At 61.3% G+C, this 13,669-nt stretch carries 15 protein-coding genes and 1 pseudogene; 9 read left to right on the top strand and 7 right to left on the bottom strand.

The genetic code is table 11. The features are described from left to right. Positions 1–68: 68 nt before the first annotated feature. The 4 genes from ACFOSU_RS03075 (at position 69) to ACFOSU_RS03060 (ending at position 2,690) form a co-directional block, all read left to right on the top strand. Positions 69–596: a chloride channel protein gene (locus tag ACFOSU_RS03075; RefSeq protein WP_380686334.1), complete on the top strand. Its 528-nt coding sequence runs from the start codon at positions 69–71 to the stop codon at positions 594–596. Continuing rightward, positions 530–1,816, top strand: coding sequence for a chloride channel protein (locus tag ACFOSU_RS03070; RefSeq protein WP_380686331.1), 1,287 nt, complete (start codon positions 530–532; stop codon positions 1,814–1,816). The genes ACFOSU_RS03075 and ACFOSU_RS03070 overlap by 67 nt, the downstream gene beginning before the upstream one ends. Before the next feature lie 230 nt (positions 1,817–2,046). Next, the gene (gene rnk, locus ACFOSU_RS03065) at positions 2,047–2,445 is read left to right on the top strand and encodes a nucleoside diphosphate kinase regulator (RefSeq protein ID WP_380686329.1); all 399 of its coding nucleotides are present in this window, start codon (positions 2,047–2,049) and stop codon (positions 2,443–2,445) included. 26 nt (positions 2,446–2,471) lie between these two features. Further along, a complete protein-coding gene (locus ACFOSU_RS03060; RefSeq protein ID WP_380686327.1) occupies positions 2,472–2,690 on the top strand; it encodes an acetyltransferase in 219 nt (72 codons plus the stop codon). Between the two features lies 1 nt (position 2,691). On the opposite strand, the gene sugE is transcribed toward ACFOSU_RS03060, so the two are convergent. From sugE to ACFOSU_RS03030, 6 genes and pseudogenes are all read right to left on the bottom strand, one after another. Beyond that, on the bottom strand, positions 2,692–3,012 hold the full coding sequence (gene sugE / locus ACFOSU_RS03055) for a quaternary ammonium compound efflux SMR transporter SugE (protein ID WP_380686325.1): 321 nt from the start codon (positions 3,010–3,012) through the stop codon (positions 2,692–2,694). A gap of 192 nt (positions 3,013–3,204) precedes the next feature. Continuing rightward, positions 3,205–3,744, bottom strand: coding sequence for a DUF488 domain-containing protein (locus ACFOSU_RS03050; protein WP_380686323.1), 540 nt, complete (start codon positions 3,742–3,744; stop codon positions 3,205–3,207). A 9-nt stretch (positions 3,745–3,753) separates the two neighbouring features. Beyond that, on the bottom strand, positions 3,754–3,966 hold the full coding sequence (locus ACFOSU_RS03045) for a hypervirulence associated TUDOR domain-containing protein (protein WP_380686459.1): 213 nt from the start codon (positions 3,964–3,966) through the stop codon (positions 3,754–3,756). A gap of 54 nt (positions 3,967–4,020) precedes the next feature. Then, positions 4,021–4,938 (bottom strand): annotated as a pseudogene (locus ACFOSU_RS03040) (NAD(P)H-dependent flavin oxidoreductase); the annotation flags it as partial. Continuing rightward, a complete protein-coding gene (locus ACFOSU_RS03035; RefSeq protein ID WP_380686321.1) occupies positions 4,939–5,256 on the bottom strand; it encodes a carboxymuconolactone decarboxylase family protein in 318 nt (105 codons plus the stop codon). Between the two features lie 41 nt (positions 5,257–5,297). Next, on the bottom strand, positions 5,298–5,729 hold the full coding sequence (locus ACFOSU_RS03030; protein WP_380686319.1) for an RrF2 family transcriptional regulator: 432 nt from the start codon (positions 5,727–5,729) through the stop codon (positions 5,298–5,300). A 78-nt stretch (positions 5,730–5,807) separates the two neighbouring features. On the opposite strand from ACFOSU_RS03030, the gene hmpA reads away from it, so the two are divergent. After that, the gene (gene hmpA, locus ACFOSU_RS03025; RefSeq protein ID WP_380686317.1) at positions 5,808–7,034 is read left to right on the top strand and encodes an NO-inducible flavohemoprotein; all 1,227 of its coding nucleotides are present in this window, start codon (positions 5,808–5,810) and stop codon (positions 7,032–7,034) included. Between the two features lie 235 nt (positions 7,035–7,269). Here hmpA and ACFOSU_RS03020 read toward each other — a convergent pair whose 3' ends face one another. Then, positions 7,270–7,911, bottom strand: coding sequence for a tyrosine-type recombinase/integrase (locus ACFOSU_RS03020; RefSeq protein ID WP_380686315.1), 642 nt, complete (start codon positions 7,909–7,911; stop codon positions 7,270–7,272). 158 nt (positions 7,912–8,069) lie between these two features. On the opposite strand from ACFOSU_RS03020, the gene ACFOSU_RS03015 reads away from it, so the two are divergent. The 4 genes from ACFOSU_RS03015 (at position 8,070) to ACFOSU_RS03000 (ending at position 13,285) form a co-directional block, all read left to right on the top strand. Then, positions 8,070–8,468, top strand: coding sequence for a hypothetical protein (locus tag ACFOSU_RS03015; RefSeq protein WP_148045612.1), 399 nt, complete (start codon positions 8,070–8,072; stop codon positions 8,466–8,468). Positions 8,469–8,967: 499 nt separating this feature from the next. Next, a complete protein-coding gene (nhaA, locus tag ACFOSU_RS03010; RefSeq protein WP_380686312.1) occupies positions 8,968–10,794 on the top strand; it encodes a Na+/H+ antiporter NhaA in 1,827 nt (608 codons plus the stop codon). Positions 10,795–11,097: 303 nt separating this feature from the next. Then, the gene (locus ACFOSU_RS03005; RefSeq protein WP_380686310.1) at positions 11,098–11,724 is read left to right on the top strand and encodes an MEDS domain-containing protein; all 627 of its coding nucleotides are present in this window, start codon (positions 11,098–11,100) and stop codon (positions 11,722–11,724) included. A 4-nt stretch (positions 11,725–11,728) separates the two neighbouring features. Next, on the top strand, positions 11,729–13,285 hold the full coding sequence (locus ACFOSU_RS03000; protein ID WP_380686308.1) for a sigma-54 interaction domain-containing protein: 1,557 nt from the start codon (positions 11,729–11,731) through the stop codon (positions 13,283–13,285). The last annotated feature ends 384 nt before the right edge of the window (positions 13,286–13,669 follow it).

Below are 13,669 nucleotides of genomic sequence, written 5' to 3'. Positions count from 1 at the left end.
TCTGTCTCCGGCAGAATTCGCGATCCGTTCAACCTCTGCTTACGCTCGCCGTGAACAATCGATCTTTCATGAGCCGCCACGACCGTTTGCGCGCGGTACATATGTCCGTTCTTGCGTGCGTCGCCGGCTTGCTAGCGGGGCTAGTCGCGTACGCCTTGTTCAACCTCATCGCGCTCGCGCTCAACGTCACGTTCATGCAAGCCGTTTCATTTGAACTGCCGAGCGTCGCGGACCATAACCTTGGCGCGTGGATCGTCATCGTGCCCGCCATTGGTGGATTGCTTGTCGGGCTGATGGCCCGCTACGGCTCGCCCAAGATCAAGGGGCACGGCATCCCCGAAGCGATGGAGGCCGTGCTGACCGGCGACAGCCGTATCTCTCTGCGGGTCGCGATCTTCAAACCGATATCCACCGTCGTCGCGATCGGCAGCGGCGGGCCCTTTGGCGCCGAAGGGCCGATCATCCAGACCGGGGCGCGCTGGGCTCTCTACTCGGACAAGTGGTTTCTACGACGGCAGCGGAGCGCAAGGTGCTGTTGGCTTGTGGCGCGGCCGGCGGGATGGCCGCGATCTTCGGCACCCCGCTCGCAGGCGTGATTCTCGCGATCGAATTGTTGCTGTTCGAGTTTCGGCCACGTTCGTTCATACCCCTGGTCATCGCCACGGCCGTGGCCACCGCGTTGCGCCATGCCCTGATTGGCGACGGCCCGCTGTTCGCGATGGATGCCGTGAGCTTCGGATTGCCGTTTAACGCCCCGGCGTATGTCCTGTTCGCGATTCTGACCGGGTTTGTTGCCGTGGGTTTCAGCAAGCTGCTGTTCGTGGTCGAAGACGCGTTCGAGGCGCTGCCAATCGGCGATATCTGGCGCCCGGCCCTGGGTGGGCTGGGCCTCGGCGTGATCGGGCTGTTCGCGCCCGAGGTGCTGGGTGTGGGTTACGACCTGATCACGGGCGTGCTCAACAATGAGTTCGCGGTCGCCGCACTGCTGTCGATCGCCGTATTCAAGACCGCGGCCCTGCTGGTGTCGCTAGGCTCGGGTACATCCGGCGGGCTGCTGGCGCCCATGTTCATGACCGGCGCGGCCCTGGGCGCGCTGTTCGCCATCGTGGGTAACGCGCTATTGCCGGGCGCCCCGCTCGAGCCGGCGGCTTTCGCTCTGGTGGGCATGGCGGCTCTGTTTGCGTCTGCTTCCCGCGCCACGTTCGCGCTTATCGTGTTCGCCTTCGAAATCACCCGCAACTACGACGCGATACTGCCGCTGATGCTGGTCTGCGTGATCGCGACCGGAATCAGCATTCTCTACATGCGCACTACGATCATGACCGAGAAACTGGCACGCCGCGGCCTGCGCGTGAACCAGGAATTCGAGGTCGACCCGCTCGAGCGCGCCGATATCGCTTCGGTCATGCAGACGCATTCCGAGCCGATCGACGCGAACGCGTCCCTGGCATCGGTCGCGACCCGACTGGGCCTGGAAGCCGGAGCACAAAGCCATAGCGATGCACTGATCGTTGTCGACGCCGACAACACCCTAATCGGCATCCTTACCCGCAGCGACGTGCTCCGCGCTCAGTCGGAATCAGCGACCGACCCGTTGACCGCGTATACGATATGCACCACCGATGTCGCTCGTGCCTATCCCGACGAAACGGTACGTGAAGCCGTGCGCCGAATGCTCTATCACGATATTGGCCGTCTGCCCGTCGTCAGCCGTGCCGACGATCGCAAACTCGTGGGCTATATCGATCGCGCCGCCGTGATCGCCGCGCATCGGCGCGGTATGCATGAAGACGGCATTGCTTTGCCTGGTACCTAGCAGACTATTGCCGCCCGGCATGCAGAGAAGCTGACATGCCATGCGGCACGCCAACGCTCGGCAAGCCTGCTCATGGCGGCCCAACGGTCGAAACCCGACGGATCGGAACCTATCGGCGCCCGCGATACTGCCTGTCGACGCCTTGTTCCGGCGCCGCTCGTACTATGCTTTAATAACCGGTTAGCCCACTCAACGTCGCGCTGATGGCGCGACAAGCTTCGGACAGTCTCATGGATCAGCCACCGATCATCGTTACCGAAACCGATTACGAACGTATCGACGCGTTGCTCGAAAAAACCGGCGACAGCGTGCCCGGCATACCCGAGTTGCGGGCTGAACTTGGCCGTGCTCATGTCGTAGCGTCGAACGAGATCTCGGCCGATGTGGTGACGATGAATTCCACTATCGCGTTCGAAAACGTCGACAGCGGAAAACGTTTCGAGCTCGCGCTCGTCTATCCGAAGGATATGGACGGCAGCCCCGGGAAGGTATCGATACTCGCGCCAGTGGGTAGCGCCTTGCTAGGCCTTGCGGTCGACCAGATGATCCAGTGGCAGGTGCCAGGCGGCGATACGCTCAAGCTGCGTGTGCTCGAGGTGCGCGATCAACCCGAAGCCCGCCATCGCTAGGCGCGACTCGCGCCAAGGAATTAATCATGAACGCGGATGAGCTGACAATCGCCGCGGGCGTGCGCGATGCCTGTATCGAAGCGGCACTGGCCGGCTACGAGGACGCGTCGACCTCCGGGCTGTGCGGCGAAGGCGCGCTGGAAGTGGCGATCAGCGCGATACGACGGCTGGATTTGAACGAAACGCTGGAATCACTCGCCAAAGCCGACGAGAAGACGGATCAGCTGCCCGCATCTCAGCGATAGATCATCCTTCGGACGAGAGTTTCATCAGCACAAGGCCGGCCACGATCAGGATCAGCGCCAAAATGCGCAGCGCGCTCGCCGATTCTCCGAGCACCAGCACACCCACGAAGAACGCGCCCACCGCGCCGATCCCGGTCCATATCGTATAGGCCGCGCCGAGCGGTAGCGTGCGCATCGCAATCGCCAGCAGACCAAAGCTGGCACCCATCGCAACCAGCGTTATGAGCGTCGGCGTGAGCCGGGAAAAGCCGGCGGATTGCTTCATAGAGAACGCCCAGACGATCTCTAACAGGCCGGCGGCGAACAGAATGATCCAGGGCACGCGTGTCTCCTGCAGTGCCGGGTCGTCCCGATCGTTTCCGACCCAAGGCTGGGCGAGGTCGTGGCCTCGGCGACACAGGGTAGGCAGGCATTCGACCGTACGCAACGCTCGGTACGCCAGTCCGGCTATCAGATTGGAGGTGTTTACGTACCTGTATCGCCGAGCTAGCGCACTAGCGAAACCGCCCGATACTCACTCAGCCGCGGGGTAGATCAACATGCCGTTGTCGCCGGTACGTGCGGCAGACGTCATTTCGGCGGGCTGGATACGATCCTTGCTCATCAGATGAAAGACGCGCTCGCCGCGATGGAGCAGGTGATCGACAATGATGCGTCGATGGCAGCGCCACCATACGGCTTCCGCACACATGAGCGCACAGACATGGCGTTGGCCCAGTTCGATCAATGAACCGATCGCCTGTTGAAAGGACATGCTCAGCGCGTAATCCGCGTAGTTATGAAAGCTGCGGTTACGCCAATAGCCGTTGATCTCGTTGGCGACCGTCTTGGAACGTTTGCGCAGGCCGGCCAGCGCATCACTATGGCCATAGCCGATACCGGAGGCCTCGAGTCTTTTCGCGAAGACATCGTGATTGAACTGTGGATTGGTGCGCGAACGCGGCATGGCACGCACGTCGACGACATGATCGACGCCGCCCACGCCCAACAGGTCGATCAACTCATCCTGCGTGCGCGTCGAATGACCGACGGTATAGAAGACAGAACTCGACACGGCGATGTTTTACTCGATCCGGGTCAACGCGGATTCCTTGTGGGCCGCGATATGATCGGTCTTGTCGCTTTCGATCTCATACTGCGGTTCGTCGGCAGACGCACGCCGCATATGGCCCTTGTATTCGAAATCCTGCGTATGGACCTTGATGATGCAGCCCCTGACCTGGCCGGCTTCGGAATTCCACGCCACATGATCGCCAACCTTGAATTTCTGACTCATCGCACGCTCCCAATTTTCGCGTCGGATGTAGAAGGAATGCCCATCAGCTGGGTACGCCTCGCTTGCGAGCCGCGCGACGATCGCTGCCGCCGGCTCGACTGTATCGATCAGATCCACGGCCTCGCCGGCAAACACGACCGTGGTATCGGTATCGCCCGCGGCTTCGGCCTCGCGGTAGCGCATCTGCTGACGGGCCAGGTCGGCGGACAACGCATCTTCACGTCCATGCCACTGCTCCGAGAAGCGGTTGATCGGTACGCGACCGGTGATATGCACCGGCCAAGGATAGCCGCGCACAATATCGAACACGCGCGTTCTTACTGTTGCATCGCCTTGGCTAGCGACAATGCAGCGTTTCGCGTTGCCATGGCCCAGCGCCTCTTCGCTGGCAAAAAACCGCGTGCCAATCAGCGCACCCGAAGCCCCGAGCATGCATACGGCAGCCAGCCCGCGCCCGTCGGCAATACCGCCCGCAGCTACGACCGGTGTTGGCACCACGGCGTCCACGACAGCCGGAACCAACGTCAATGTGGACCGTGTTCCGCCGTGCCCACCCGCTTCGGTGCCCTGGGCAACGATCAGATCCGCACCGGCGGCCGCAGCATCACGCGCCTGCGCCAATGTCTGGACCTGACAGATGATCTTCGCGCCGGCCTCGCGCACCGCGGGTAGAAACGGCGTGCAGTCGCCGAACGAGAACATCACCGCCTCGGGCTCGTAGGCGAGCGCCAGATCAAGCAGGGCCGGATTGCGCGCCAGCGCCCAGGTTATGAAGCCGACACCGATTCTCGCTTCGCCTGCGTTCTGAAATTCGCGATCCAGCCAGTCCGCATCGCCGTAGCCCGCGCCGATCAGGCCAAGACCGCCCGCGTTGCTCACCGCAGCCGCCAACGCACCGCCCGAGACGTTGCCCATGGGCGCCAGAAGGATCGGGTGTTCGATACCGAACAGTTCTTTCAAGGCGCTGCACATCTATGCGCTACCCGGGGCGCTGTCATAGGCATCCAGCGCAAGATGTGAATGCGCGACAGCGCCGCCGGCCCGCATCTCTGCGGCCACCCAGATCGCTTCCATGACCTGGCCCTGGGTCGCGCCGGCTCGCTTGGCCGCCGGAACATGCCCTTCGATACAGTAAGGGCACTGCGTAACGTGCGCCACAGCGACGGCGATCAGCTGCTTGGTCTTGGCGTCGAGTTCGCCCTCGGCAAATACCGCCTTGCTGAACGTTCGCCACGCCTGCTCGGCAGTCGGTGTCAATTCCTTGCGCTTTTGTCCCGGTGTTTGGCTCATGGTCTGCTCCTGCCTGGTGTGAATCGAAACCGTCGTGGCGCCTACGCGCCGCCGAGCAACATCCGTAATTCGTCTTCGTTGGTTACGAGGGCATCCAGCGAATACTCATCGAGCACCTCAAGAAACGCGGTCTGCGCGCGGCCCAGAATATTCTTCAACCGGCAGGCGGGATCGATCGGGCAGGTCGAGTTCGGGCCAAAGCATTCAAGCAGCCTGAGATTTTCCGTACGGCGAACCACCGCACCGATATTGATCTGGCTCGCCGGTTGTGCGAGCGACAGCCCACCACCGCGGCCTCTTTGGCTGTTGATATAGCCATATAGCACAAGAGTCTGGGCCACCTTCGCCATATGGTTCGCAGAAATACGATAGCGATCGGCCGCGGCCTGAACCGTAGCCGGCATGCCCTCGTTTCGAACCGCCAGATAAATCAGCAGCCTCAGGGAGTAGTCCGTATGTGTTGTCAGTTGCATGACTGCTTGACTTTTTTAATTCGGTAAATAACATACCAATTATAAATCGGCATGTCACTTACCTATTTGGAGAAAACGGTGCTTACAGACCAACAAAAAACGATCATCAAACAGACGGTGCCGGTGTTGCAGGCGCACGGAGAAGCGCTGACACGACATTTCTACGAACGGATGTTTCGCGTCAATCCGGAGGTGCGGGACTATTTCAATCCGGCGCACCAGCGTTCGGGGAGCCAGCAACGCGCCTTGGCCGGCGCGATTCTGGCGTATGCGCAGCATATCGATAATCCGGCCGTGCTCGGCGACGCCGTCGAACTGATCGCACAGAAGCACGCGTCGCTGAACATACAGCCCGAGCACTACCCGATCGTCGGCGACAATCTTCTGGCCTCGATTCGCGAAGTACTCGGCGAAGCCGCGACCGACGATATCATCGACGCCTGGGCAGCGGCCTATGCCGTGCTGGCGGACATATTCATCGTCCGTGAAGAACAGATCTACAGCACCCAGGACAACGTATACGGCTGGCATGGCTTCAAGTCGTTCGTCGTTGATCGGCGCGAGAAAAACAGCGACAACATCACGTCGTTCTATCTCAAGCCCCTGGACGGCCAACCCTTGGCTGCACATGCGCCGGGGCAGTACATCACTATTCGTGCGACTCTCGCGAATGGCCAGGCGGTCATGCGCAATTACAGCCTTTCGAATCCGCCTGGCAGCGATTACTACCGCATCAGCGTCAAGCGCGAACCCGCAGCCGCAGCGCAGGCACCGAACGGTATCTTCTCGAACTATCTGCACGATCGCATCGATATCGGCGATCGAGTAGAACTCAGCCCGCCGTGCGGCGAGTTCACGCTCGAAATGCCTGATAACGATAATAAGGCGCTGGTGTTCATCGCGGGTGGCGTGGGGGTAACGCCCTTGATCTCGATGCTCCACGCCGCTCTCGAAAACTCGGACAGCGCGCGTCCGATCATCTTCATTCAAGGCGCGCTCAACGGCGCCGTCCAGGCCTTTTCGGACGAACTGAAGGCGCTGAAGACCGAGCATCCGAACCTGAGCGCCCATGTGCGCTACAACGCGCCTCGCGAGGCCGATCGCGCCGTTGGGCTGCACGACAGCGAGGGCCTGATCGACGCAACGCTACTCGACGAGATGGTCGGCGAACAGGAAGCGGCCTATTACTTCTGCGGTCCCACACCAATGCTCGAACATATCCATAATTTGCTGCACGAGCGTGGCGTACCCGAACGGGATGTGTATTACGAGTTCTTCGGTCCCGGCGGAAAACTCGCCGCCTGATGAGAACATGTTTGTAGTCATCGATTGGTTCTGCGACTACAGGCTTTGTTCGCTTGCGAAGCGGGGGGCACCCCCCCCCCCGCGGCACCTCGACCATGCGCGGCTATCAAGCAACGCACCCATCTAGAGTTTCCTGCGTCATAGAAAACTCCCCGAATTGATATCACGACGGCCGCTTCTGGCCGATACGTGTAGGGCCGAACGAGCCGCGCAGTTGGCGCGTTCGGCGCCAACGTCATACCTCCGTCTGTTCCGACATCTCGAGCGCGTCATCGACCTCGATGCCGAGATAGCGCACCGTGCTTTCCAGCTTCGTATGTCCCAGCAAGAGCTGCACGGCGCGTAAATTGCGTGTTCGCCTATATATCAGCGTCGCTTTCGTGCGACGCATCGAGTGCGTGCCGTACTCGAGAGGATCGAGGCCGATACTCTCAACCCACGATTTAACGACTCGCGCGTATTGCCGCGTGGATAGATGTGGAGAACTCGACACCCGGCTCGGAAACAAATAATCAGTGGCTCGCAGCGCGACAGCGCTTATCCATGCTTCGATCGAGGTACGCGTTTGCTCTGTCAGTTCGAACTGTACAGGTCGGCCCGTTTTCTGCTGAACAATCGCGGTGCGGGACAGTACGCGACCACCGTGTGCGACCTCTTGAACCTTCAGCCTAACCAGATCACACCCGCGTAGCTTGCTGTCGATAGCGAGATTAAACAGTGCAAGACCCCGCGTCTGGGTCGCAAGCTGTAGCCGTACCCGAATGCCCCAGATTTCCTTGAGCTTTAGCGGTGGTTTCGGGCCGACTAAGCGGCCTTTGTTCCACGGAATGATGGGGCCTTTAGAATGAGCGCCTTCCCATTGGTCGATATACTCCATGACGATTCCTTTTGCTGAACGGAACCGTCAATATCCGACCGATCGCTGGTGATCAGGTAGCGACCCAAAGCGGACTGCTATCGGTTTAATTCGCGTGAGAGCATCGGGATATAACTTAACTAGCCCGCATCGAAAATTGAGCGGCAGAACGTGACCTAATGCCATCTAAGCCGAAGCGCCCAAAACCTTCGTGTAAAAACCACTACGTGCCGGTTTGGTATCAGAACGGGTTTCAGTTAGGTCAGAACCAGAACTGGCTGCTCGACATCTCTGAGCCTCAGCTGCGCCCGGACGGTACGCCGATTGTCTTCGCTCCTCGGATGCGCCCCGCCAAGGCCTGTTTTTGGGAAAGCGAACTGTACGTCACTCGCTTTGGCGAGATGATCAACGACGAAGTCGAAACCGTCTTATTTCAAGAGATCGATAATCACGGGTCTGACGCGGTTCGTGCGTTCGTCGATGGGGACGAGCGCGCTATGCACTACCAGTTGGAGTCGCTGTTGTCCTACTTAGGTGCGCAGAAGCTACGCACCCCTGGACTTGTCCGGGTCCATTAGACACTTCTGGCCTATGATTTGGACTTGTCCGGGTCCACGCACGATGTAATTGCTTAGCCCGATCGGATGTCCCAACCGCGCTTCCAGCAAGCTGGAGGGCACAATGATGGATACGGCGAGAATGAACAAACCCAAAAGGCACACGTAATAAACCACGACGGCGCCGCTCAGGGTCAGCACGGTGACCGTGTTGTAGAGCCTGGCCGTATCGACGATTCGCATCGAGAAAACCGACGCTATCGATTGAAAAAGATGCTGTTGATCTGCGTGTGTGCGGTTATCAGTGGCACCGAAGGCTAGAGCGCGACGGCGCCGTCGGCCGAACGAAGCTCAACCGGTTGCGGCGCTTTTAACCTTACGAAAACGGCGTTCCGGATAAGGACACGATTGCTTGATGATCAGACACATGACATCAGGGCGCGTGATTATTATGCGAAAGCCATGGTCTGTCGGTGGCTTTTGTGTGCGTCTTTGGCTGGGGTCCGGTACGCTTCGTTATATGCCCGAACAGCCGAGCCAGCTAAGCCCGCCGGTGGATCCCGCACGCGACCATATGGACGGGCCGGATGACCCCGGCGTAACCCTGCTGGAGTACGGCGATTACCAGTGCGGCTATTGCCAGCGGGCGCACGCAGGCATCCGGCGGATACGCGAGCAACATCTGCCTGGCCAGGTCCGCTATGTTTTTCGGCACTTGCCCAATACCCGGCTGCATCCCGACGCCCAGCGGGCCGCCGAAGCCGCCGAAGCGGCCGCCGCCCAAGGCCGGTTCTGGGATATGCACGACTATATGTTCGCGAATCAGGATGCGCTCGACCGCGACAGCCTTGTCGACGCCGCCGCCACGCTGGGACTGGATCAGCAACGCTTCGCGCGCGAGCTCGACGACCAGATCCACGCACCGCGGGTGCGCGCCGATCTGGATCACGCGCAGGCCAGCGGCGTCCACGTCACGCCGACGTTTTTCATCGACGGGCGCCGTTATGACGGCCCCTGGGACGACGAGTCGGTGCTGGATACGATGCGCCGGCCGCTGGGCGGACGGGTCCGGCAGTTTGCCGAGGATTTCGCTGGTCTATCAGCCTCAGCAGGCTTTTTGATGCTGCTGGGCGCCGTGGTGGCGCTGATCTGGGCCAACTCGCCGTGGGCGGCCAGCTACACCGCGCTCTGGAATACTGAGATGGCTGTACGTCTGGGTGGTTTCGTGCTGCCGCTGTCGTTGCATCAATGGATCAACGACGGCCTGATCGTGTTTTTCTTCTTCGTCGTTACGCTGGAGATCAAGCGCGAGATCACCGCCGGCGAGATGAGCGATCCACGCCGCGCCGCGCTGCCGCTGGCGGCCGCGACGGGCGGCATGGTCGCGCCTGCCGTGCTGTATCTGTTGTTCAACTGGGGTGGGCCGGCCGCCATGGGCTGGGGCGTGCCGATGGCCACCGATACCGCCTTTGCGCTGGGCATCATGGCGATGCTGGGGCCCAGGGTGCCGCTGGCGCTCAAGGTGTTCGTGGCCACGCTGGCGATCGCCGATGATGTGGGTGCCATTCTGGTGCTGGCGTTGTTTTATACCACCGACATCGCGGTGGCGGGGCTGGTGTTAGCGGCGCTGTGTTTTGCCGCGGCGCTGGCGCTCAACCGCGCGCGGGTCTACCGGCCGCTGCCCTATTCGCTGGTGGGCATCGGCCTGTGGTTGGCGGTGCTGTATTCGGGGGTGCATACCACCCTGGCGGGCGTGTTGCTGGCTTTCGCCATTCCCACCCACAGCCCGCCGAATACGCCGGGCCTGCACAGCCAGAGCACGGCGTTGTTTGATAGTCTGCAAGCGCCGCCGGTGGCGAGCAACGATCAAAGCCGCTACCAAGCCACGGTGCGCGCGCTGGAAAGCCTGGTCGGGCGGCTGCTTTCACCGGCCCAGCGGCTCGAACGCGATCTGCGGCCCTGGTCTTCCTATCTGATACTACCGCTGTTCGCGCTCGCCAACGCCGGTATCGCGGTGGCGCCGAGCACCCTCGATTTTTTACGGCCGGTCAGCCTGGGTGTGATCGTGGGCCTGGTGATCGGCAAGCCGTTGGGCATTACGCTGGCGACCTGGCTGGCGGTGCGCGCGGGCCTAGCGGATCAACCCACTGAATTCAGCTGGCGCCAGGTCGCGGGTGCGGGCGCCCTGTGCGGCATTGGTTTTACGATGTCGATTTTTATCGCCGACGCGGCGTTCGCCGATTCCGGCCCGCTGGCGCTGGCCAAGGTCAGCGTCATGGTCGCCTGCGTGCTCGCAGCCGGTCTCGGCTCGTGGCTGTTGCGCGGCGCGCCCTCGCCGTCGGCTTGAACCCGACCGACAAGACGATCCGCCACGTAACCGGCCCAGACTCGGCGCAAAACCGGGTGGCGCTTGTTCTCGAAGGTATCGATTGGCACGCCGATTCGTACCCCGGTTGACGGCCGGTCTCGCTTCGATCCACGCTAAGAAAGACGCTCGCAGTATGCTGTAACGCGCTATTCATCCGTTCCGAAGCGGAATCGGACGCCGGCCATTACGTTGGGTGAAACCGATTATCTCCGAGAAAAACGGCTAGACAGCCGCTGGTCATTCGCGTTTACTCGATTTTCATAGAAATCCTTTAGCCTTTGCATGACCTTCCAGACCCCATCCAGCAATCCGATCACGCTCGCGGGCGCGCCGATGGGCGATGTGTTGCATGCGTGCGCGTTTTTTAACAGCGATGTCGAAGGTTGCCGTGTGTTGACGCCGTTCATCCGCGAGGGTATCGAGGCCGGCGAGAAAGCGTTTCATATCGTAAGTGCGGCGGGCTGCGATCATCATCTGGGCCATCTGCGCGACGCGGATATCGCGGTCGATGCGGCGCGCGAGCGCGGCCAACTCGATCTACACACCTGGGACGAGATCTATTTCGCCGACGGCACGTTCGATTACCAGCGCGTACTCGACACCATGCTGGCGCATATGACGCAAGCGCGTGACGAGGGTTATGCGCGTACGCGGCTGGTCTCGCGCATGGACTGGGCGTTGGAGGATTATCCGGGTACGCAGGATCTGCTCGAATACGAGACCCGTTTCAACCTCGAGCCCAACCCGGGCAATCCGGTGGTTTGCGTCTACGATCTGGCCAAGTTCCGCGCCGACGTGATAATCGATGTCATGCGTGTCCACCCGATCATGGTCATCGGCGAAACCCTGCAGGAAAACCCGTTTTTCGTGCCGCCGGAGCAGATGCTCGCCGAGTTGCGGGCTCGATAAGGCGGTGACCGCATCCGTACGCGACGAATCCGCGACCGAAGTCCAACGGCTGCAAAGTTGTCTCAGCGACCTGCTCGGCGTGCTCGCGCTGCCCTCGGTTTGGCAAAACCAAAGCCCCGAGCGCGTGCTCGCCATATTGCTCGATGCGCTCATGCGCCTGATGCCTTTGGAGTTGGCCTACGCGCGTCTTACCCCGGCCGATGGGGCCAAGCCGGTCGATGTCTATCGTCTCGCGACGGCGAGGCGTTATCGCCGTCAGGCGGCGCGGCTGGCCGAAGGACTCGACGCCTGGCTGACCGGCGAGTCTACGCAAACCCAAGCGATCATCGCGCATCCGTTGGACGAAGGCGATCTGGCGCTGGCACGGCTGCCGCTGGGTCATGCGACGCGTCTTGTCGTGGCCTCGCGCAATACGGATTTCCCCGACGACACCGAGCGACTGCTGCTGCGGGTCGCGACCAATCAGGCCGCGGTGGAACTGCAACACGCCGAGGTGCTTGCGGCGCGAAAGCGCGCCGAGGCCAGCGAGCGCCGCCGCGATACGCTGGTCGCCCGCAATATCTACCTGCGTGAGCAACTCGACGACGAAAGGCGCCACGGCGATATTATCGGTGAGAGTACGGCGCTCGCCGGCGTGCTCGCCCATGTCGAGCAGGTCGCGCCGACGTCCGCGTGTGTGCTGATCGAAGGCGAGACCGGCACCGGCAAGGAACTCGTCGCGCGCGCGGTACATGCCGGCAGCGGCCGCGACGACGAGGCCTTCGTCAAACTCAACTGCGCGGCGATCCCGACCGGGTTGCTGGAAGCCGAACTGTTCGGCCACGAAAAAGGCGCGTTCACCGGCGCGGTAGCCCAGCGCGTGGGTCGCTTCGAGCTCGCCGATGGCGGCACGCTGTTTCTGGACGAGGTCGGCGATATCCCGTTGGAACTCCAGGCCAAGTTGCTGCGCGTGCTCCAGGAAGGCGAGTTCGAGCGCCTGGGCAGTACCCGCACCCAGCGCGTGGATGTCCGGCTGGTGGCCGCCTCCAATCGGGATCTGGCGCGGATGGTGGCTGAGCGCGCCTTTCGCGAGGACCTGTACTATCGGCTCAATGTGTTCCCGATCCGGGTGCCGGCGCTGCGTGAGCGCAGCGACGATATCCCGGCGCTGGTCGAGCATTTCACGCGTTTGTACGCGCATCAATTCGACAAACCCGTTCAGCATATTTCCAACGCGACCCTACGCGCCCTGTGTGCCTACGCCTGGCCCGGCAATATCCGCGAGCTGCAAAATTTCATCGAGCGCAGCGTGATCCTGTCGTCGGGCGCGGGGCTCGATGCGCCGCTGAGCGAACTCGGCCCGCCTCCTTCCACGTTAGAACAACCGTCCGAATCACCGGTCCATGAGCGCGATAATAAAACTTTGAGGGACGTGGAACGCGACCATATCCTGGCCGCGTTGCAAGCCTGCAACGGGACGGTCGGTGGCCCTCAAGGCGCCGCCGCGCGCCTGGACATGAAACGTACGACGCTGCAATACCGGATGCGCAAACTGGGTATAGAGCGACAGACTCCAGGTTGACCAAACCACGAAAATCAGGCCCGCGAATCAAATGCCTTTCCGCCGCGCGGTCGACCAAAAGACAAAACCGACGCCTCCCCCGCCCCTTTGGAAACCCCATCGCTGAAGCGCCCGCCGCAAGCGAAGACATCGGTAAATCAACACAATGCGTTCAGGCTGATGGTGCCTGACGAATAGCCGGCACCTCTGCCGAATGATTGGCACTTCGGCACTCCTACGGTCGTATCTGCAAATCGAACCAACGGCCACAATGCTCGGTATTTTACTTTAAAACATGAACTTATATAATAGTACGCCGCGTTAGCGCAGGTGATGGCACGCCCTTTGCTGCTTATGTGTTCAACGCCATCCATCCCGCTTCGGATGGCGTTGCGGACACACGAG

The sequence above is a fragment of the Salinisphaera aquimarina genome, from assembly GCF_042643355.1.
GTDB classification, from domain to species: Bacteria; Pseudomonadota; Gammaproteobacteria; order Nevskiales; family Salinisphaeraceae; genus Salinisphaera; species Salinisphaera aquimarina.
Note: the sequence above shows the minus strand (reverse complement) of the source record. Positions and strands in the feature narration are given on the sequence as shown.